This window comes from Labrys okinawensis (assembly GCF_002982075.1).
In the GTDB taxonomy this organism is placed as follows: Bacteria; Pseudomonadota; Alphaproteobacteria; order Rhizobiales; family Labraceae; genus Labrys; species Labrys okinawensis_A.
In genome coordinates, this window is sequence record NZ_PUEJ01000013.1 from 136,529 (window position 1) to 156,829 (window position 20,301).

At 64.6% G+C, this 20,301-nt stretch carries 15 protein-coding genes and 1 pseudogene; 9 read left to right on the forward strand and 7 right to left on the reverse strand.

Translation table 11 applies throughout. The annotated features are described in order from the left end of the window. Nucleotide 1: 1 nt before the first annotated feature. From C5L14_RS26990 to C5L14_RS27010, 5 genes are all read left to right on the forward strand, one after another. Nucleotides 2-472 (forward strand): peroxiredoxin, encoded by a 471-nt coding sequence (locus C5L14_RS26990; RefSeq protein ID WP_105865153.1) that lies wholly within the window; start codon nucleotides 2-4, stop codon nucleotides 470-472. A 223-nt stretch (nucleotides 473-695) separates the two neighbouring features. Then, nucleotides 696-2,804, forward strand: a complete 2,109-nt coding sequence (locus tag C5L14_RS26995; protein ID WP_105865154.1) for a molybdopterin-containing oxidoreductase family protein — start codon at nucleotides 696-698, stop codon at nucleotides 2,802-2,804. Then, complete coding sequence (locus C5L14_RS27000) at nucleotides 2,801-3,160, forward strand: MmcQ/YjbR family DNA-binding protein (RefSeq protein WP_105865155.1); 360 nt, start codon at nucleotides 2,801-2,803, stop codon at nucleotides 3,158-3,160. The genes C5L14_RS26995 and C5L14_RS27000 overlap by 4 nt, the downstream gene beginning before the upstream one ends. A gap of 356 nt (nucleotides 3,161-3,516) precedes the next feature. After that, entirely contained in the window at nucleotides 3,517-4,056 is a 540-nt protein-coding gene (gene fae / locus C5L14_RS27005) for a formaldehyde-activating enzyme (protein ID WP_105865156.1), read from the forward strand. Nucleotides 4,057-4,245: 189 nt separating this feature from the next. Further along, complete coding sequence (locus tag C5L14_RS27010) at nucleotides 4,246-5,526, forward strand: cystathionine gamma-synthase family protein (RefSeq protein WP_105865157.1); 1,281 nt, start codon at nucleotides 4,246-4,248, stop codon at nucleotides 5,524-5,526. A 27-nt stretch (nucleotides 5,527-5,553) separates the two neighbouring features. On the opposite strand, the gene attM is transcribed toward C5L14_RS27010, so the two are convergent. Continuing rightward, a complete protein-coding gene (gene attM / locus C5L14_RS27015; RefSeq protein WP_105865158.1) occupies nucleotides 5,554-6,345 on the reverse strand; it encodes an AttM family quorum-quenching N-acyl homoserine lactonase in 792 nt (263 codons plus the stop codon). A gap of 187 nt (nucleotides 6,346-6,532) precedes the next feature. On the opposite strand from attM, the gene C5L14_RS27020 reads away from it, so the two are divergent. Then, complete coding sequence (locus C5L14_RS27020) at nucleotides 6,533-7,390, forward strand: LysR family transcriptional regulator (protein ID WP_105865159.1); 858 nt, start codon at nucleotides 6,533-6,535, stop codon at nucleotides 7,388-7,390. An 84-nt stretch (nucleotides 7,391-7,474) separates the two neighbouring features. Here C5L14_RS27020 and C5L14_RS27025 read toward each other — a convergent pair whose 3' ends face one another. Then, complete coding sequence (locus tag C5L14_RS27025; protein WP_146127032.1) at nucleotides 7,475-8,950, reverse strand: hypothetical protein; 1,476 nt, start codon at nucleotides 8,948-8,950, stop codon at nucleotides 7,475-7,477. Nucleotides 8,951-9,168: 218 nt separating this feature from the next. Here C5L14_RS27025 and C5L14_RS27030 point away from each other — a divergent pair, with 218 nt between their 5' ends. Next, a complete protein-coding gene (locus C5L14_RS27030; RefSeq protein ID WP_105865161.1) occupies nucleotides 9,169-10,749 on the forward strand; it encodes an alkaline phosphatase D family protein in 1,581 nt (526 codons plus the stop codon). Nucleotides 10,750-10,900: 151 nt separating this feature from the next. Here the strand turns inward: C5L14_RS27030 and C5L14_RS27035 are convergent, their stop codons facing one another. The 5 genes and pseudogenes from C5L14_RS27035 to dctP form a co-directional block, all read right to left on the reverse strand. Beyond that, nucleotides 10,901-12,418 (reverse strand): malonate--CoA ligase, encoded by a 1,518-nt coding sequence (locus C5L14_RS27035; RefSeq protein ID WP_181161351.1) that lies wholly within the window; start codon nucleotides 12,416-12,418, stop codon nucleotides 10,901-10,903. A 10-nt stretch (nucleotides 12,419-12,428) separates the two neighbouring features. Then, on the reverse strand, nucleotides 12,429-13,853 hold the full coding sequence (locus C5L14_RS27040; protein WP_105865163.1) for a malonyl-CoA decarboxylase: 1,425 nt from the start codon (nucleotides 13,851-13,853) through the stop codon (nucleotides 12,429-12,431). A gap of 38 nt (nucleotides 13,854-13,891) precedes the next feature. Beyond that, complete coding sequence (locus tag C5L14_RS27045) at nucleotides 13,892-15,235, reverse strand: TRAP transporter large permease (RefSeq protein ID WP_245443606.1); 1,344 nt, start codon at nucleotides 15,233-15,235, stop codon at nucleotides 13,892-13,894. A 96-nt stretch (nucleotides 15,236-15,331) separates the two neighbouring features. Further along, nucleotides 15,332-15,847: pseudogene (locus tag C5L14_RS30765) on the reverse strand (TRAP transporter small permease); the annotation flags it as partial. Between the two features lies 1 nt (nucleotide 15,848). Continuing rightward, on the reverse strand, nucleotides 15,849-16,868 hold the full coding sequence (dctP, locus tag C5L14_RS27050; protein ID WP_105865165.1) for a TRAP transporter substrate-binding protein DctP: 1,020 nt from the start codon (nucleotides 16,866-16,868) through the stop codon (nucleotides 15,849-15,851). Nucleotides 16,869-17,029: 161 nt separating this feature from the next. Between dctP and C5L14_RS27055 the strand changes: the two genes are divergently transcribed. Both C5L14_RS27055 and C5L14_RS27065 read left to right on the forward strand, forming a co-directional pair. Further along, nucleotides 17,030-17,689 (forward strand): GntR family transcriptional regulator, encoded by a 660-nt coding sequence (locus tag C5L14_RS27055; RefSeq protein ID WP_105865166.1) that lies wholly within the window; start codon nucleotides 17,030-17,032, stop codon nucleotides 17,687-17,689. A 701-nt stretch (nucleotides 17,690-18,390) separates the two neighbouring features. Then, nucleotides 18,391-20,124: an autotransporter outer membrane beta-barrel domain-containing protein gene (locus C5L14_RS27065; RefSeq protein ID WP_181161352.1), complete on the forward strand. Its 1,734-nt coding sequence runs from the start codon at nucleotides 18,391-18,393 to the stop codon at nucleotides 20,122-20,124. Nucleotides 20,125-20,301: the final 177 nt, after the last annotated feature.

Below are 20,301 nucleotides of genomic sequence, written 5' to 3' on the forward strand. Positions count from 1 at the left end.
TATGCATCCCCTGCAGGCCGGCGAGGCGGCTCCCGCCTTCGCCCTCCCTCTCGCCGATGGCGGCACGGTTCGGCTCGAGGATTTTCGCGGCCGCAAACTGGTGATCTTCTTCTACCCCAAGGCGGATACGCAGGCCTGCACCCGCGAAGCCATCGAGTTTTCAGCGGCAAAGGCGGATTTCGCCGCCGCCGGCGCGGACCTGCTCGGCATCTCGCACGATCCGGTGCGCAAGCAGCAGAAATTCGTGGCAAAGCACGGATTGACCACGCCAATCGCCTCCGACGAAAGCCTCGACATGCTCAACGCCTATGGCGTGTGGGGGGAAAAACAGATGTATGGCCGCACCTATCTCGGCATCGAGCGCACGACCTTGCTGATCGACGCCAAGGGTATCATCGCCCGCGTCTGGTCGAAGGTGAGGGTGGCGGACCACGTCGCCGAGGTGCTGGCGGCGACGCGCGCCCTTGCCTAGTGGCAGTCGTGGATTTCATCCAAGCGGAATTCGGAGCGTCGGCCGGAGGCTGACGCTCCAGGTTTCCCGCGCCTTCAGGAAACAAACGCAGCCGTGATGCCAAAGGCACATTCGGTCCATTCCCTGCATGAATGGATCGATGAATTATCGCAATGCCCGCACGCAAGGCTGGCTCTTGCGGCCCCCTCGCCCTACGATGTGACGGTGACATGACGAGATCCCGATGAACAGACCGCTCGGCCCGATCCGCAGGGCTTCCGCCTGCCCGCATGATTGCCCCTCGACCTGCGCCCTCGAGATCGAGGTGCTCGACCGCAACACCATGGGGCGGGTCTATGGCGCCGCCGACAACAGCTTCACCAAGGGCGTGATCTGCGCCAAGGTCGCACGCTATGCCGAGCGTGTGCACCACAAGGACCGCCTGCTTCATCCCCTGATGCGTACGGGGCCGAAGGGGTCGGGCCAATATAGGCGCATCAGCTGGGACGAGGCGCTCGATCGCACCGCCGAGGCGATGCTGGCCGCAGAGCGCGATTTCGGGGCCGAAAGCGTCTGGCCCTATTACTATGCCGGCACCATGGGCCTGGTTATGCGCGACGGCATCAACCGCCTGCGGAATGCCAAGCGTTATTCGGGCCAGTATTCCACCATCTGCACTTCGCTGTCCTGGTCAGGCTATCTCGCCGGCCATGGCCGCATGACGGGTACCGATCCGCGCGAGATGGCCCAGTCCGATTGCATCGTGCTCTGGGGCACCAATGCGGTGGTGACGCAGGTCAATGTGATGACCCATGCCGCCTCTGCCCGCAAGAAACGCGGCACCAAGATCGTGGCCGTCGACGTCTACGACAACGCCACCATGCAGCAGGCGGACGTCAAGATCATCCTCAAGCCGGGCACGGACGGGGCTCTGGCGTGCGCCCTCATGCATGTGCTGTTCCGCGACGGCCATGCCGACCGGGCTTATCTCGCCAAATTCGCCGATCATCCGGCGGAGTTCGAGGCTCATCTCGCCAGCCGCACGCCGCAATGGGCTTCCGACATCACCGGCGTACCGGTGGCCGATATCGAGGCCCTGGCCAAACTGCTGGGCGAACGGCCCCGTACCTTCTTCCGCCTCGGCTATGGCTTTGCGCGCTCGCGCAACGGCGCGGCCTCGATGCATGCGGTCAGCGCCATTCCCGTGGTGATGGGCGCCTGGCAATATGAGGGCGGCGGCGCGCTGCACTCCAATTCCGGCATGTTCGGCTGGCGCAAGACGCTGATCGAGGGCCTGGACGTGCGCGATCCAAAGGTGCGCGAGCTCGACCAGACGCGTATCGGCCCCATCCTCACCGGCGAGACGCAAGCGCTGTGCGGCGGCGGCCCGGTGAAGATGCTCCTGATCCAGAACACCAATCCGATGTCGGTCGCCCCCGACCAGGACAAGGTGAAGCAGGGCTTTGCCCGCGAGGACCTCTTCACCGTGGTGCATGAGCAGGTGATGACGGATACCGCCCGCATGGCCGACATCATCCTGCCGGCCACCATGTTCGTCGAGCATGACGACGTCTACCAGGGCGGCGGGCAGCAGCACATCCTGCTCGGCCCCAAGCTGATCGAGCCGCCGGGCGAATGCCGCAACAATCACGAGGTGATCAGCGCGATCGCCAAGCGCGTCGGCGCCGAGCATCCCGCTTTCGCCATGGATCCGCGCGAATTGATCGACCGCACCCTGCAGGCCTCGAACCGCGGCACGCTGGCCGAGCTCGAGGAAAAGCGCTGGCTCGACGTGCAGCAGCCCTTTGAGGAAGCCCATTTCCTGAAAGGATTCGGCTGGCCGGACGGCAAGTTCCGCCTCAAGGCCGACTGGCCGGGGAATCCCTATGCGGCGCCCGCCAAGTTCGGGCCGGTGCACGACATGCCCGCCTTCCCCGATTATTGGACGGCGATCGAGCTGGCCGACGAGGTCTTCCCCTTCCGCCTCACCACCAGTCCGGCCCGGAACTTTCTCAATTCGAGCTTCACGGAAACCCCCACCTCGCTCGCCAAGGAAGAACGGCCCGATGTGCTGATCCATCCCGACGATGCCGAGGCCCACGGCATCGAGGATGGCGACAAGGTCGAGCTCGAAAGCCCGCGCGGCAAGGTAAGGCTGCATGCCAAGCTCTTCGAGGGCTTGCGCCGCGGCGTACTGGTGGCCGAGTCGATCTGGCCGAACAGCGCCTATGAGGACGGCAAGGGCATCAACACCCTCACCGGCGCCGATGCCCCGGCCCCGGTTGGCGGCGGTGCCTTCCACGACAACAAGGTGGCGATCCGCAAGCTTCCGGCGACCGCGGCCCAGGCATGACCCACGAGGAGTACAACGCCTTCTGCGGTTCTCTCCCGGCCACCAGCCATGTGGTGCAATGGGGCGGAGCCCACGTCTGGAAGGTCGGCGGCAAGGTCTTCGCCGTCGGCGGCCAGCAGAACGGCGAGCCCCGCTACACCTTCAAGGTGAGCGAGATCTCCTATGAGGTGCTCAAGGAACAGCCCGGCCTGCGCCCCGCTCCCTATCTCGCCTCGCGCGGCATGAAGTGGATCCAGCATTATGCCGAGCCGGGCCTGAGTGACGACGAGCTGCGCGACTATCTGCGCCAGTCGCATTTCATCGTCTCGCGGGGCCTGTCGAAAAAGATGCGGGCGGAGCTCGGCCTGCCAGGCTAGAGCTACAATCATGGTCCTGTTGCTCGACCGTCATTGCGAGCAGAGCGAAGCAATCCAGCTGGTGCCATGCGTGAAAGACTGGATTGCTTCGCTCTGCTCGCAATGACGAAGGGAGCCACCACGAGGTTGGAACTGCGACCATAGCGCCAAAGCGCCTTGTGATCGATGGAACCACCAATTGTCGCGAGAACTCGTCACAACGCGGGCTTGGAGCCAGGCGCCCCGACTCCCGAGAACAACTATGCGTCCTTTTTTCACAAGCCCGGAGGCTTGCGATTATCAAGACCGCCGGCCCATCATCCGCTGCCACAAGAAGGTCTCATCGTGCCGATCGGGCCCGGAACAGGAGCAGTGACTTGACGGACATCATCTTTCGTACCGGCGAAGCCACTGTGCTCGCCAAGGAAGGCCAATACACGGACGCCATGCCGGAGGTGCTGATCGGCTCCGTTGACGGACCGGTCGGCCACGGCTTCGCCGCCATGCTTGGCCAGACGGTCGGCCATACCCGCATGTTCGTGGTGCGCGACCTCAACCAACTCGTCCGTCCCGCCACCATGATGACGACGAAGGTGACGATCCATAACGCCGCCTATGTCGAGCTTCTCGGCGGCGTCGTTCAGGGGGCGACCGGCGACGCGATCGTCGACTGCGTCATCGAGGGCGTGCTGCCGAAGGATCAAACGGACAAGATCTGCATCATCATCACGATCTGGCTCGATCCGCGCTGCCCGGGGGACCCCAACCTCGACAAGGCCGACCTCTATCGCACCAACTACGAGGCGACCAAGCTCGCCATCCGCCGCGCCATGACCGGCGAGCCCACGATCGACGAATTGATCGCCAACCGGAAGACCATAAAACACTACGCGCTCGACGGCGTCGTCGAGTATTGAGCCGATATGAAGCACCCGATTTCGTTGCTGAGCCCTTGGCAGCGGAGTCGAGGTCCTGATGCCCTCCCAATTCGCCGAAGGAGTCGGTCACTGCAGCGATCGACTCCTTCCCTTTGACAGGCTTCATGGCCGAAAGCACCATACGCGCCATCCTACCGTTTCCGACAATGCACGTGAAAGGAGCCGGTCATGGCCGTCGATCGCAGCCACAAGCACATGCTGGGCAACCACGCCCTGCATCCCGAAACCCTGATGCTGGGCTATGGCTATGATCCGGCCCTGTCGGAAGGCTCGGTGAAGCCGCCTGTCTTCCTCACCTCCACCTTCGTGTTTCAGTCGGCCGAGGACGGGCGCGACTTCTTCGACTATACCTCGGGGCGGCGCACGCCGCCCGCCGGCAGCGCGGCGGGGCTGGTCTATTCCCGTTTCAATCATCCCAATACCGAGATCGTCGAAGACCGCCTCGCCATCTATGAAGGCGGCGAAGCGGGCCTGCTGTTCTCCTCCGGCATGGCCGCGATCTCCATGGCGGTGCTAGCCTATGCCCGCCCCGGCGATGTCGTGCTGCACAGCCAGCCGCTCTATGGCGGCACCGAAACGCTGCTCGCCCGCACCCTCGCCGATTTCGGCATCGGGCACACCGGCTTCATCGACGGCCTCCATGCCGACTCGATCAGCCAGGCGGCCGACCAGGCGATGGTGGCGGGCCGCGTCAGCGTCATCCTGATCGAGACCCCGTCCAATCCGGTCAACACGCTGGTCGACTTCTCCCTCGTGAGTGCCGCCGCCGATCGCATTGCCGAAATGCAGGGCACCCGGCCGGTGATCATCTGCGACAACACGCTGCTGGGTCCGCTCTTCCAGCGGCCCCTCGGCCATGGCGTCGATATCGTGGTCTATTCGGCCACCAAATATATCGGCGGCCACAGCGACCTCATCGCCGGCGCGGCCATCGGCAGCAAAACGGCGTTGAAGCCGGTGCGCGCCCTGCGCAGCGCCGTCGGCACCCAGCTCGATCCCCATACCTGCTGGATGCTCGGCCGTTCGCTGGAAACCCTGTCGCTGCGCATGCAGGCGGCCGCGCGCAATGCCGTCACCGTCGCCGACTTCCTGGCCGCCCATACCGGTGTCGCCGCCGTGCATGCGCTGCATGCGCTGCCGGAGGATAGCCCGGCGCGCCGGGTGTTCGAACGGCAATGCACCGGCGCGGGTTCGACCTTCTCCATCGAGATCAAGGGCGGCCAGGCCGAGGCCTTCCGCCTGCTCAACGCGCTGAAAGTGTTCAAGCTCGCCGTCAGCCTGGGCGGTACCGAGTCCCTCGCCAGCCATCCCGCCTCGACCACCCATTCGGGGGTTCCGGCGGAGCTGAGGGCCCAACTCGGCGTGACGGACGCCACCATCCGGCTCAGCGTTGGCATCGAGAATGCCGAGGACCTGATCGCCGACCTCGCCCAGGCCCTGGAGGCCTGAGCGGGAACCTTGCCGAGACGGGTGGCGTCAATCGTAGAAATGCGGGGCCTGTCTGAAACCAGCCCAGGCCTCGGGATCATGGCCCGGCACCACGCTCGCCCCCACCCTGTCGGCAAGGAAACGCAGCTTGCGCACCGAGCGCGCGACATCGCTGGCCGAGGTCATCAGGCCCGGCAGCGCCTTCTCGTTCCAATGATCCCAGCTATACGCCGCATCGATCGCCAGCAGGAACGGGCCGCTGTTGGGAAGATCAACCATTACGGATTGATGGCCGGGCGAATGGCCCGGGGTGAACAGGAGGCGGATGGCGCCATCGCCGTAAAGATCGAAATCGTCCGTCGCCTTGCCCTCCAGAAATTGCCAGGCGAGGCCCGGCCGATCGAAATCCCGGCGGGCGTAGGCTGCGGCGGCAAACCAGTCCGGCGTGAAGGCATATTGGTATTCTCGGCGCTGCACGACATGGGTGGCGTTCGGAAAGCGCCCGATCGCGCCGCTATGATCCGAATGCAGGTGCGAGAGCAGCACGAAGCGGATATCGCCAGGCCGGATGCCCAGAGCTTCGAGCTGGGCGACGCAGCCTTGTTCCGGCCTCATCACCGGGCGGAAGACCTCGGCGCTGCCGCCCCAATAGGCCTTGGGATCGGCAAGGCCCTCGACCGCTAGGCCTCCGTCGATCAGCACCGCGCCCTCCGGATGCGTCACCAGGAACCACGGAACCGGGATCTCGTAATCGTCGCCCTCACCCTGGTTCATCTTGATGTGGTGCAGCTTGCAGCGCTGAGTGCCGGACTGAAACATATACAATCGTAGACTAGACATTCGAACCTCCGACTGCCCACCTGCGCTGCGCGAGGCGGGCTAGGCTGGCGCCGGCCTTGCCGGAAACAGTGAAAGAGATATCGGGCATGGCAGCTCCTCCAACAGGGATAGCGCCTGTATGGAGAGAAGCTTTCATTCTGAAAAGCGGGAAGATATGCTGATATCCATCGGAAAAACGGATGGATAGATGCGCCCCTTCGATGTCGATCTCCTGCAGACCCTCGTCGCCATCGCCGAGACCGGCAGCCTGTCGGCCGCGGCGCCTCGGGTGCATCGCTCGCAATCAGCCGTCAGCGAGCAGATCCGCAAGCTCGAGCAGCATTGCGGCGTGCCGCTGCTGGTGCGCGGCAAGCTCGGCGCCAGCCTCACGCCAGCCGGCGAGCGCCTGGTCGTGCATGCCCGCCGGATGCTGGCGCTCAGCGAGGAAGCTTTTCGCGACGTGCTGGGCAGGCCGCTGGCCGGCGACCTGCGCCTGGCCATCACCGATTATTTCCGCCCGGCGACGATCACGCTCCTGCTCAAGCGTCTGCGTGAGCGCTACCCGCAGCTCAGGCTGCATGTCGCCACCCGCCAGAGCCTGATGATCGAGAGCCGCCGGGACTTCGACATCGGCCTGTCCATGCGGCTTCTCGACGACGACGTCACCCCCGACGAGGATGGCCGCATCCGGCTCGGCCGTGAGCCGCTGTCCTGGGTGGCTTCCCCCGCCCTCGAGCTCGATGCGGCCCGGCGCCTCCCGCTTGTCGTGCTTCCGGAAGCCTGTGCCTTGCAGCGCCTGATCATCCGCACACTCAACCAGAGCGCTATCGACTATGAGATCGCCCATTCGGCTGCCGGGGTCGCCGGCCTCCATCTGGCGCTCGCCGCCGGCCTGGGCGTGGCCTGCCTCAACCGTTCCGCCATACCCGCAGGCATGGCCATTCTCGATACCGGTCTCGGTCTGCCGGCCATGCCCGACATCGAATTCTCCATCCTGCCGCCTCAACCCGGCGAATCCGCCCTGGTGGCGGAAGTCCGCCATGTGCTGGCGAGAGAGCTTGCCTGATCTCCGCGCCGTATTCCGGGCGCGAAAAGGGCGGCCCTTCGGGAAAGGCCGCCCTCGCAGCATCGCTTACAGGGTGGAGGCGCCCTACTTCTGCGCCCCCGGCCCGAAGGACTGGCCGTTCACCGTGACCTTGCGGGCGAGACTGTCGAAGTCGATGTCCCAGGTCAGCCGGCCGTCCGCCTCCGTCTTGGCGAGGCCCTTGAGGAAGGCGATGCCCATGGCCGCACGCTGAGGCCCGGGACCGGCGGCACCGGCCTTGCCGAGAGCCGCGGCGATCTCATCCAGATTGGAGGCGGAGACCGTCGCCTTGCCCTGCTGGGCGGGCAGCAGCGAGCTTTCTCCCTTCCCTTTCACGTCGTAGGCGGGAGCGGTGAGCGTCTGGTCGAAGGCGAGCTTGGGCTGGCCCGCCAGGAGCAACGGCATCAGCGCCGCCTGGAGAGCACCCGGCTGAGCCGGTTTGGCATCGGTGCCGACTTCGATCGCCTTGCCGGCAATCGTCTCGAGATCGAGGCCGGTCAGGTTGATGTCGAGCGTCGCCTTGTCCGGCACCACAGCCTTGGCCCAGTCCGGCACCATGCCGTCCGGCAGGACCAGACCGTTCATGGCCAGGTTCAGGCCGACATTGCCTGTCTTCACCAGGCCATTCGAGGCCAGATTGGTATCCACCGTGGCAATCTTGATGATGCCCTTGGGCGTCCCCACCGTCAGATTGTCATAGCGGATCTGCGCGGCCAGTGTCTTCCACAGCGGCAACATGGCTTTCAGCTTGGCCCGCGCCTGCTCCTGGGCCGCCTTGCCATTGTCCCCCGCCTTGCGGGCCGCGAAATAGGCCAGGGCCTGCATGAATTGCTGGCTGCTGAAGCCATTGGCCGCAAAGGTCTCGTGTATGCGATCGGCGCGCAGCACCATCGGCGGCGCCGGATTGGCGGGATCCTTTACGGTAACCGTCTCGACGAGATCCAGCAGGTCCCCCGTCATGTTCAGGTCCGACTTGCCGGCCTCTCCGACTTTGCCGATCAAGGCGAAATCGATCTTTCCGAGGCTGGCGTCGATATCCTCGATCGGCGAACGCATGGTGAAGACGGCCGACTCGCAGCTCATGCTCTGGTCGGCGAACTGCACGGCCTTGAGGTCGAAGACGCCCTTTCCGGTGCAATTCTTCAGCCGCTGGACCAGCTCGCTCTGCGGCCCGGCCTTTCCTGATTTATAGGTGAAATCGAGCGAAGGCGTCGTTTGCTCGAAGACGTATTTGCCATCGGCCTCGGGCTTCACGTGTCCCGTGAACGGACCGAAGCTGAACTGGGCACCGTCCGCTGGCAAGCCGAGCTTGCTGCTGCTGACATCGTAGGTGAGGTCATAGCCGTCGCCATTGGGCTTGATCGTGAGAATGCCCTTCTCGAACACTTTCGGGCCGAAATAACGGGTAATCTCGTCACGGATCGCCTTGGCGCCCTGCTCGGTGGCCGGCTCTGCCATGGCTTGCGACGAGGCCAGCCCTACAAGCGCCACGCCAGCCAGCACGACCCGGCGACGAACACCGCATTTACGCTCAGATTGCATCAAGAAAGCCATAAAATACCCGGTCTGCTCAATGGAAGATCCCCAGCTCCCTATGCCACAAGCGGAAGCAGGCCGCCTGTGAATTTTTTCTGCAGGGCCCCGCAGGGGAGCCCGGTCGATGCTCCTCTCACGTCCAGTTTACAATTCCTCCAACCAACTGACATGCCCCTGTCATGTCGGTGGCCAAGAAGGAGCGCATTTCAAGCCGGAGAGTCGCCATGCGCTTCATCGAAAAACCCTTGTCCCGCCGCCGCTTCCTGACCGCAACCGCCGCAACCGGCCTGCTCGGGGCCGCGGGCACCTTCGCCATGCCGGGCGTCTCCCGCGCTGCCGACCGCCCCGAGGTAACGGCCGGCCTGCAGTCCGGCGACGTCGCCGGCGACAGGGCCGTGCTGTGGTCGCGCACCGACAGACCGGCCAACGCGATCTTCGAATGGTCGACAACCGAGAGCTTCAAGACGGTGAACCGGCTGCCGACGGTGACCGCCTCTCCCGAGACAGACTACACCGTGAAGATCCTGGCCGAAGGCCTGCCGGCGGACCAGGAGATCTTCTACCGCGTGCGCTTCCAGGACCTCGCCCATACCAGCGTCGAGAGCGAGCTGGTCACCGGGCATCTGCGTTCGGCCCCGGCCGGACTGCGTGACGTCTCCTTCGTCTGGTCCGGCGACACGGCCGGCCAGGGCTGGGGCATCGACGTCGATCGCGGCGGCATGAAGATCTATTCGGCCATGCTCAAGCACAACCCGGACTTCTTCATCCATTCCGGGGACAACATCTATGCCGACGGCGTGATCAAGCCCGAGGTGAAGCTGCCCGACGGCACCATCTGGAAGAACATCGTCACGCCGGAAAAGTCGAAGGTCGCCGAGACTCTCGATGAGTTCCGCGGACAGTATAAATACAACCTCATGGACAAGAACTTCCGCGCGCTCTACCAGCAGGTTCCGGTCTTCACCCAGTGGGACGACCATGAGGTGACCAACAACTGGTCCTCCTCCAAGGACCTGCTCAACGACGAGCGCTACAAGGAAAAGTCGATCGCGGCCCTGGCGGCGCGCGCCGCGCAGGCCTTCCACGAATATATGCCGATCGCCACCACGCTGGCCGAGCCGCGCCGGGTCTATCGCAAGATTCCCTATGGCCCGCTGCTCGACGTCTTCATGCTCGACATGCGCACCTATCGCGGTCCGAACGGCGCCAATCTGCAGACCACCGAGGGCGGGGAAGCCGCCTTCCTCGGCACCGAGCAACTCGCCTGGCTCAAGCGCGAGCTCGCCAATTCCAGGGCGACCTGGAAGGTGATCGCCGCCGACATGCCGCTCGCTCTGGTGGTGTGGGACAAGGCCGATCAGAAGAAGGGCTTCGAGGCCGTCTCCAACAATGAGAACGGCAAGCCGCTCGGCCGCGAGCTCGAATTCGCCGATCTCCTGCGCTTTATCAAGGCAGCCGGCGTGAAGAACACGGTATGGCTCACCGCCGACGTCCACTACACCGCCGCCCATTACTACAACCCGGACAAGGCGGCCTTCCAGGACTTCGACCCCTTCTGGGAATTCGTCTCCGGCCCGCTGCATTCGGGCACGTTCGGACCGGCCGATCTCGACAATACGTTCGGCCCCGAGCTGAAATATGTGAAGGCGCCCGGGCCCGACAAGCAGAACCTGTCCCCCGCCGCCGGCCTGCAATTCTTCGGCCATGTCGCCATCGCCGCCGACACGCGGGTGATGACCGTCACCCTGCGCGACGCGGCGGATGCGGCGCTCTGGTCGACGCAGATTGAGCCGAAGCTGGGCTAAGGCAAAAACCCTTCTCCCCTTGCGGGAGAAGGTGGTATTGCGCAGCAATGACGGATGAGGGGTGTTGGCGCATGCCTTTCAAGGGTGCGTTTCTCCCGTCATCCGCCCCTTCGGGGCACCTTCTCCCACAAGGGGAGAAGGCTTTCACGCCTCACCCCCGCGCGTAGAGATCGCGATAGGTCGTCTGCAGCACGTTCTTCTGGACCTTGCCCATGGTGTTGCGCGGCAATTCGTCGACGAAGAGCACGCGCTTGGGCTGTTTGAACTTGGCCAGGCGGCCCTCCAGGGTCTGGAGGATCGTTCGTTCCTCCACCGTGCTGCCGGGCTTGCGCACCACGATGGCCGTCACCCCCTCGCCGAAATCGGCATGCGGCACACCGATGACGGCGCTCTCGAACACGCCGGGGATGCCGTCGATCTCCGTCTCCACTTCCTTGGGATAGACGTTGTAGCCCCCGGTGATCACCAGGTCCTTGCCGCGTCCGACGATATGGACATAGCCCCGATCGTCGATCTTGCCGAGATCGCCGGTGATGAAGAAGCCGTCGGTCCGGAATTCCGCCTTGGTCTTCTCCGGCATGCGCCAATAGCCCTTGAACACATTGGGGCCCTTCACCTCGATCATGCCGATCTCCCCTTGCGGCAGGGCTTCACCCGTCTCGGGCTGCACGATGCGCAGGGAGATGCCCGGCAGTGGCATGCCGACGGCGCCGGCCACGCGCGCCCCGTCATAGGGGTTGGAGGTGATCATGTTGGTTTCGGTCATGCCATAGCGCTCGAGAATCGCGTGGCCGGTGCGCGCCTTCCATTGCTCATGCGTCTCGGACAGCAAGGGCGCTGATCCCGACACGAACAGACGCATATGGGCGGTCGTCTCGGCCGTGAGGCCCGCCTGCTGCAGGAGGCGCACATAGAAGGTCGGCACACCCATCATGCAGGTGGCGCCGGGCAGGTGGCGCAGCACCTCCGCCGCATCGAAGCGCGGCAGGAAGATCAGCGAGGAGCCTGCCATCAGCGTGGTGTTGATCGCCACGAACAGGCCATGCGTGTGGAAGATCGGCAGGGCATGCAGCAGCACGTCCGTCTGGCTGAAGCGCCAATAATCGGCGAGAGTGAGGGCGTTGGACGCCAAGTTGCCATGCGTCAACATCGCTCCCTTAGAGCGTCCGGTGGTGCCGGAGGTGTAGAGCAGCGCCGCCAGGTCGTCTTCGCCGCGCGTGACCTCGTCGAAGCTCTCCGGTGCGGCTTTTGCCACCTCGGTGAGCGAGCCGTCGCCAAGGCTGCCGAGGGTCGCGACGGCAGCACCGAGCCGGGTACCGATCTCGCCGAGTTCATCCGCCTTTTCCGGCGCGCAGACCAGGAGGCGCGGCTCGGCATCGCCGACGAAATAATCGAGTTCGGCCTTGGTATAGGCGGTGTTGAGGGGCACGAACACCGCGCCGGCGCGCAGGCAGGCAAGATAGAGAAACACCGCCTGCGGGCTCTTCTCGACCTGGACGACCACACGATCGCCGGTCTCGACCCCATAGCCGCGCAGGGCGTTGGCGTAGCGGCCCGACCAGGCAAGCACGGCGCCATAGTCGAAGCCGCTGCCATCGGCGAGGGTCAGGAAGGGTTTTCCCGCTTCCGGCATCCGGGAACGGATCAGGCTGAAGAGATGGTTCGACACGCGAGTTTCCTCAAGAAGTGGAACGAGGCCGCTGGGCTGCATCGGCGCTGCGGGCGGGCGGCGGCAAGGCCGGCACGGCCGGCTTGCGACGCGCCGGCTGCGTCTCCGCGGTTTTCAGCAGCTTGCGCACAGCCGGGCTGGCGGCGATCACGCCCTGGTTGGCGAAGGCCTCATGATTGGCTTCGATGGCGTCCAGATCGTAGAGATAATTGACCATGAGGCCGCCGGCCTGACGCAGCCCGTTCGCCGAGACGTCGCCCCGCCAGTTGATGCGCTCGAGGCGGGCGCCATTGCCGAGATGGAACCGAGCCACCGGGTCGATCGGCGCACCCGACGGGGTCTTGGCCACCAGGAAATAATGGGCGGCGGCGGCCAGCTGCGCCTCGCGCACGGCTTCGGTCGGCCCGGTGCCGCCCTGTTCGGCCGGCTGGAACAGCCCCTCCAGCACAGAGAGGTCGGCAACGCCGGGAATATGCGCATCCTTCTTGGCGAGTTCGCGCTTTAGCCAGCCCATGAAGCCGGGAACCGGCGACAAAGTCACGAAGGTCTTCAGCTTCGGCAGGTCGCGCCGGAGTTCCTCGACCACCTGCTTGATCAGGAGATTGCCGAAGGAGACCCGGCGCAGGCCGGTCTGGCAATTGGAGATCGAATAGAACACCGCGGTGGTCGCATCCTCGGCCCGGATCGGCTTGCGTTCGAGAGCGAGCAGCGGCGCGATCGTCGCCGGGATGTCCTGCGTCAGGGCCACCTCGACAAACACCAGCGGCTCGTCGGCCATCTGGGGATGGAAGAAGGCAAAACAGCGCCGATCCGAAGGCTCCAGCCGGCTGCGCAGATCCTCCCAGCTATGGATGGTGTGAACGGCCTCATATTGGATGATCTTGGCGAGGATGTTCGCCGGGGTCGTCCAGTCGATCCGCTTCAGCATCAGGAAGCCCCGGTTGAACCAGGACGAGAAGAGATGGGCGAGATCCGCATCAAGGGCCTCCAGCTTCGCATTGCCCGGCAGGTCGGCGAGCACGTCCTCGCGCAGCCGCACCAGGGCGGCCGTGCCGCCGGCGGGGCGGTTGAGCCTGCGGAAGAGCTCCTGGCGCCTCGGTTCGGCGGCGGCGTTGAGCTCGGCCATGGTCCGTGGGGACTTGTCCTGGAGATAGGCCTCGATTGCCGCATCCAGGCGAGACTGGTCGGGGCCGAAGCCATCGGCCAGCGCCGCCAGATGGCGGCGCCGGTGCTCGTCATCGGCTGCGGCATAGGCATCAAGCCATTGTTGCGCCAAAGCGACGCCGGAAACCTCGCCCCGGCCGGTCAGCAGCGCATTGCTGAGGGCCAGCAGATCCGCCGGCCGCTCCTGGGACGAGGGCCGTTCGAGGCCGATGAGGCCCCTCCCCCGTTCGGCGACCGCTTCCAGGAATTCCTGCAGAAAGTTTCTGCTCATCGCTGTTCACCATACCCTGTCAAGCCGAGTCATTGGGATCACCCCATGATCAGATCGGGCAGCCAGGTGGCGAGGCCGGGTATCAGGCAGGCCAGCACCACCGCCAACGCCATCAATCCGACGAAGGGCAGCGTTCCGCGCATGATATCCCCCAGCGGGATGTCCGGCGCGATATTCTTGATCACGAAGATGTTGAGCCCGACCGGCGGATGGATCAGCCCCATCTCCATGACGATGGTCATCACCACACCGAACCAGATCAGGTCGAAGCCGGCCGCTTTCAAGGGCGGCAGGATGATCGGCGCCGTCATCAGGATGATCGAGACCGGCGGGAGGAAGAAGCCGAGGACGACCACGAAGAGCAGGATGGCGGTGAGCAGCAGCCATTTCGACAGGTTCAGGCTGATGATCCAGGCCGCCGCCGACTGGCTGATCTGGAGATAGCTCATCACATAGGAATAGAGCAGCGACATGCCGATGATCATCAACAGCATGGTCGATTCTCTGAGCGTGCCAGAGAGGATCGGCATAACCTTGGAGGGGCGCCAGATGCCGTACATGGCCGAGATCACCACCAGAGCGAGAACGGCGCCGACGCCGGCTGTCTCGGAAGGCGTCGCCCAGCCGGCATAGAGCACCACCATCACGCCGGCGAGGATCGAGACGAAGGGTACCACCCAGCCGATCATGCGCAGCTTCTGGGCGAGGGTGTAGCTCTCCTCATGCAGGATGGCGGAGCGAATGCCGATGCGCTCGGCCTGCACCAGGGCCTGCCGCTTCTCCTTGCGGTAATGCAGCATGGCGTAGACGGCGAACATCGTCATCAAGAGGAGGCCCGGGCCGATTCCGGCCAGGAACAGCTTGCCGAGCGAGACCTCCGCCGCCACCGCATAGAGCAGCATGGTCACCGAGGGCGGCAAGAGGATGCCGAGCGTGCCTCCGGCCGCGATGATGCCGGCGGCAAAGCCGCCCGAATAACCGCGAGCGCGCATCTCCGGAATGCCGGCGGCACCGATGGCCGAGCAGGTGGCGGGCGAGGAGCCCGCCATCGCGGCGAACAGGCCGCAGGCCACCGTGTTGGCGACACCGAGGCCGCCCGGAATGCGATAGAGCCAGGCATGCAAGGCCGAATAGAGGTCCTTGCCGGCGTTGGACCGGCCTATCGCCGCGCCCTTCAGAATGAAGAGCGGGATGGCAAGGATGATGACATTGGCCAGCTCCTCGTAGAAGTTCTGCGCCAGCGTATCGATCGAGGCGGCCGGCATGAACAGGATCATGAAGGTCAGCGCCACCACACCGAGCGCGAAGGCGATCGGCATGCCCGAAAACAGCACGATCAGCGTGGCGGTGCAGTAGGCGACGCCGATGCCCCATTGCGGCAGGCCGGTCAGCAGCGGCAAGGGCGGCCGCGACCACACGGCGAAGGCGGCGACGGCGAGCAGCACGATGACGAAGACCGGCAGCGAGCGTTCCGCCACCTGCAGCGCAACCTGCGCAGCCAGCAGCACCATGCCGGCCGTTAGCAGGGAATAGGGAATCCACAGAGGCGGTCCCCAGGCCGAATGCGAGGTCTGCTCGTCCACCCAGGCTTCATGCAGGAGCGAGCCCGATTTCCAGGCGAACAGGATGCAGAAGAACAGCACCAGCGCATCGACCGCGAGCCGCCTGGTGCCGGCGGCAGCCGGCAGCCAATGGTCGAGGATATCGATGCCGACATGGCCGCGCGCGGCCTGCACCGAGGCTGCCGACAGGAAGATGGCGCCGGCGATCAGGTAGATGGTGACCTCGTCCTGCCAGAGCACCGACTGGCGGGTGATATGGCCGGTGATCACGCCGAAGGTGAGGACAACAGCCGCCGCCAGCAGAGCCACGGCCGAAAGCCGGAAGGCGACGGCGTTGACCGCCGCGAAGGCACGCTGCACGACCCCTGCCCGCTGGGCCGGGCCGGCTTCGTCGGCGGCGAGAATGGCGTCGTGCTGGATCGAGCCGCCCATCTCACGCCACCTTCTGCGCGAGCTTCAGCAATTCCGCGGCCTCGCTCGAGCGGGCCGCATAATCCTTCCAGGAACTGGCCTCGGCGATCTTGCGCCATTCGGCGAGATCGGCGGCGCTGAAATCGGCGACTTCGACACCCTTGGCGGCATAGACCTTGGCGACCTCCTCGTCGTCATGCCGCGCCTGCTTGGTGGCCCAGCCTTCCATCTCGGCGCCGACGTCGAGGAGCGTCTTCTGCTGATCGGCAGGCAGGGCATCGAAGATGGTCTTGGACATCAGCAGCGGTTCGAGCATGAACCAGAAGGAGCCCTTGCGCGCCGATGTCAGCGATTTGGCGAGTTCTTCCAGGCGGAAGGAGATCAGGCTTGTCGAGGAAGTCACGGCCGCATCGAGCGCACTGGTCTGCATGCCGATATAGATTTCGTTCGAGGGCATGGTGGAGACCTGCGCCCCGGCGGCGGTGAACATCAGGTCCATTTCCCGGCTGCCGCCGCGGATCTTCAGCCCCTTGGAGCTGTCGGGCGTCAATACCGGCTTGCCGCGCGAGGCCACGCCGCCGCCCTGCCAGACCCAGGCGATGATCTTGATGCCCTTGGCCTCCAGGATGCCGGAGAGCGCCTTGCCGATCTCGGCATTCTTCCAGGCGGCGCCCTGCTCATAGCTCGTCACCAGGCAGGGCATCAGGCCCAGATTGGTGGCGTGCAGCTCGCCGCCGGCATAGGCGACCGGGAACAGCGACATGTCCAAGGCGCCACGACGCATGGCCGAGAACTGCGCATTGGTCTTCATCAGCGAGGCATTGGCATAGACGTCGAATTTCAGGGCGCCGCCGGTGCGCTTCTCCACCTCGGCGGCGAAGATACGGCAGAGGCGGTCGCGGAAATCGCCCTGTTCCGCCGTGCCGCCGGGAAATTGATGGGACATCTTCAGCGTAGTGGCGGCGCGGGCAGCCCCGGCGGACCGGATGACCAATGGCGTTGCGAGTGCGGCAGTCAGGACCTGCCTCCGGGTGAGCGACATGGCGTTTTCCTCTTCAATCCATCCGAGGCTGGCTGGTTCCGCCTGCGGTTGCATTCAACATTATTGCAGTTTTAAAACATTTACAATAAAATTGTATACAATTTTAGCGAGATTGACTCCGTCGCCTGCGGAGTCGTACGAGATTGCGGAGGATATCGGCCATGAGCGAAAAACCCGCGACCCGCCTGCGCAACCAGATCGAGGAGGAAATCGCCACCGGCGTGTTCAAACCCGGCGACAGGCTCGACGAGGTCTCGCTGGCGGCCCGGTTCGGGGTCTCGCGCACACCGATCCGCGAGGCTCTCCAGCAATTGGCGGCCGCAGGCCTCGTCGAGATTCGTCCGCATCGCGGCGCGATCGTCAGCGCGCCCGATCCCAAGCGCCTGATCGACATGTTCAGCCTGATGGCCGAGTTCGAGGCGATCTGCGGACGCCTCGCCGCCCGCCGCCTGCTGCCGAGCGACGAGGCCGCCCTGAAGAGTACGCTCGAAGCCTGCCGCAAGGCTGCCGACAGCGGGGACATAGACGTCTATTATTACGAGAACGAGCGCTTCCATCGCGCCATCTATGTGGCCAGCGGCAACGACTTCATCGCCGAACAGGCCACCGCCCTGCACAAGCGCCTCGCCCCCTTCCGCCGGCTGCAGCTGCGCGTGCGCAACCGCATGCGCACCTCGCTGGCCGAGCACGAAGCCATCGTCGATGCCCTGCTGGCCGGCGACAGCGCCCTTGCCTCCACGCGCCTGTATGATCACGTCGCCGTTCAGGGCGAACGATTCACCGACCTGATCGCCTCGCTCAATCGGGCAGCGGCGGAATAATTTCGCTCTCTTTCCCAGACCACCTGGCGGAATTCCGGCGCCGCCCGGCCGGCCACGCCGCCTTGGCCGGCCCCGACGACGGCCATCTCTATTCTTCATATTATTCATACTAATGTCACGAGCGGCCTCTATGAAGCACCTTGTCGAGCAGGCACCGGGCCGACCCCACCCCCGGACCGTACCTGCCCGCGACGCGCATAATGACCAGCAATAGGAATTCTCGCTCAGCTCGCCATTTCGCCGAGACCCCATTCTCCGCCCTGCGGATGACGGTACGCTTCATCAAGCCGATGCTCTGATTGTACCTACCGCGCGCTGATAAGGCTTCGCCCGTACCGGCGCGCCTCTTCCAAGTCCTTGCCAATGTCCAGGGCCGGGCGGTTACCGCCATCGGCCGGGTCACGTCGCCTCAACCGCACTGCCGAACGTCATCGCCGGCCCGCGCGTCGGCGGACGCTGCCGCGCGCCTGTCGCGCCACCACGAAAACCGTACCCGAGAGATCGAGACCATGTCCGCCACAACGCCTGATAGGCCGAGCAAACCGCCTGAAAACGCCGCTGCGTTCCTTTCCCCTGCCTGGGCCCGATCCACATATCGGCTCCGCGGGGCAACATGGCCTTGCCTTGCGGGCCTATCGCTGTTTGCAATCAGCAGCCTGCCAGCCCTTGCGGTCGAGCCCTGGATCATGGTGGAAAAGACGATGTTCTCGGGCGTAGACGCCTCCCGCGGGCAAGGCGTCACCACCGACGGCACCAATTGGTATTTCTCCGGCACCAATGCGCTGGAAATGACCAATGGCGCCTTCGACCCGCAATTGCTGGTCACCCCAGCCATTCCGGATGCCCTGAAGAATCCCTCCCAATATTCCGATATCGGGCTCAACCATATCGGCGACATCGATTATGCGGACGGCAAGCTCTACATCTCGCTGGATACGAGCAACCGCTCCCCCACCACCAACCAGAAATATGAAAGGCCGGTCTTCGCCATCTACGATGCGAAAACAATGACCTATCTGGGCCAAGCCTTCTCCCTCAATCCACCGCACGGCACGCATGACATCGCCAGCTGGGTGGCCGTCGACGCCAAGAACGGCGTCGGCTACGGCATGGCCTATGAAAATGCGACGGAGATTGCCGTCTACAACCTTTCGGACTGGTCGTTCCAGAAATACATTCCCCTGTCGCAGACCATCGATCAGGCGCAGGGCGGCAAGATCTTCAATGGCTGGATGTATTTCTCGACGGACAATGACCAGAAGCTGATCTACCGTGCCAATCTGCTGACGGGCAAGGTCGAGCTCATCGGCAATCTCAAGATCGACGGCGAGCAGGAGGTCGAGGGCCTGGTCTTCAAGAACACGCCCGACGGCTGGTCGATGCACATCCTGAACCGGGAGGAAGACCCGAACCATCCGGGCGAGACCGGGATCGGCTTCTACCGCTATGTGCGCCCCTATGGGAATGCGCTTTCGGGCGAGATCCATGCCGACATCAAGGGAGCTTTGTTGGAGGACAGCCGCTCCCCGCGCGAGGCTGCCAACCGGCGCCTGCGCTCCGCCTTCGGCAGTATTGCCGGGGTAACGAGCGGGGCCGCCACCGGCAGCGCGGATGGCATCGTCGTCTGGGGAAGTCCCTTCGCAGCCACCGGCAGGGCCGAGGGTTCGGGCGATGCCGCCGCCTTCGACCGTACCGGCGGCGGCTTCATCGGCGGTATCGATGCGCCGGTCGGAACCTGGCGCGTCGGTGTTCTCGCCGGCTACAGCCATACCAGCTTCGACGTCGCCGCCCGGAGTTCCGACGGGTCCGGCAACAATTATCAACTCGGACTCTATGGCGGCACGCAATGGGGGCAGCTCGGCTTTCGCACCGGCGCCATCTATGGCTGGCACAATGTCGATACCAAGCGCAATGTCGTGTTCCCCGCTTTCCGTGAGACGCTTTCGGGGCACTACGACGCCGCGACGGCACAGGCCTTCGGGGAGCTCAGCTATCGCTTCGATGTCGGCCGGAGCGCTTTGGAGCCCTTCGCCAATCTTGCTTATGTCCATCTGGACATGGATGGCTTTGCCGAGAAGGGCGGCACCACGGCCGCGCTGACCAGCCCCGAGAGCTCGGCGGACACGGTTTACACCACATTGGGGCTCCATGCCTCCACCGGCTTCGACCTTGCCGGGACCAGGCTGAACCTGCGCGGCACGCTCGGCTGGCAGCACGCCTTTGACGACGTGACCCAGAATGCAAATCTGGCCTTCAACAACGGCTCGTCCTTCACGATATCGGGCGCGCCGCTTGCCAAGGATGCGCTGGCGGTGGAAGCCGGCGTCGATATCGCCCTCACGGCGAACGCGACCCTGGGAGCCACCTATTCCGGCCAGCTTGCCAGTCACACCCAGGGCCATGCCTTCAAGGTCAATTTCGATATGAAGCTGTGATCTCAGGGATCGCCGGGGGCGTTCGAGGTTGGACGAAGCGGCCGAACCAGGGCAAGCTATCGATACGCCCGCCCCCGGCCTCAGGCTCCCTATACCAGCCGCCGTTGAAAAAGAGCCGCGACTGCGAACCTGACGCTGCTCGGCATCAGGCGCGCGATGTGAATACGGGACACGATG

Excerpts from the sequence above, each read along its gene's own strand:
- C5L14_RS26990 (WP_105865153.1), top strand. The coding sequence starts at position 2 with ATGCATCCCCTGCAGGCCGGCGAGGCGGCTCCCGCCTTCGCCCTCCCT.
- C5L14_RS26995 (WP_105865154.1), top strand. The coding sequence starts at position 696 with ATGAACAGACCGCTCGGCCCGATCCGCAGGGCTTCCGCCTGCCCGCAT.
- C5L14_RS27000 (WP_105865155.1), top strand. The coding sequence starts at position 2,801 with ATGACCCACGAGGAGTACAACGCCTTCTGCGGTTCTCTCCCGGCCACC.
- C5L14_RS27010 (WP_105865157.1), top strand. The coding sequence starts at position 4,246 with ATGGCCGTCGATCGCAGCCACAAGCACATGCTGGGCAACCACGCCCTG.
- attM (WP_105865158.1), bottom strand. The coding sequence starts at position 6,345 with ATGTCTAGTCTACGATTGTATATGTTTCAGTCCGGCACTCAGCGCTGC.
- C5L14_RS27020 (WP_105865159.1), top strand. The coding sequence starts at position 6,533 with ATGCGCCCCTTCGATGTCGATCTCCTGCAGACCCTCGTCGCCATCGCC.
- C5L14_RS27025 (WP_146127032.1), bottom strand. The coding sequence starts at position 8,950 with ATGCAATCTGAGCGTAAATGCGGTGTTCGTCGCCGGGTCGTGCTGGCT.
- C5L14_RS27030 (WP_105865161.1), top strand. The coding sequence starts at position 9,169 with ATGCGCTTCATCGAAAAACCCTTGTCCCGCCGCCGCTTCCTGACCGCA.
- C5L14_RS27040 (WP_105865163.1), bottom strand. The coding sequence starts at position 13,853 with ATGAGCAGAAACTTTCTGCAGGAATTCCTGGAAGCGGTCGCCGAACGG.
- dctP (WP_105865165.1), bottom strand. The coding sequence starts at position 16,868 with ATGTCGCTCACCCGGAGGCAGGTCCTGACTGCCGCACTCGCAACGCCA.
- C5L14_RS27055 (WP_105865166.1), top strand. The coding sequence starts at position 17,030 with ATGAGCGAAAAACCCGCGACCCGCCTGCGCAACCAGATCGAGGAGGAA.
- C5L14_RS27065 (WP_181161352.1), top strand. The coding sequence starts at position 18,391 with ATGTTCTCGGGCGTAGACGCCTCCCGCGGGCAAGGCGTCACCACCGAC.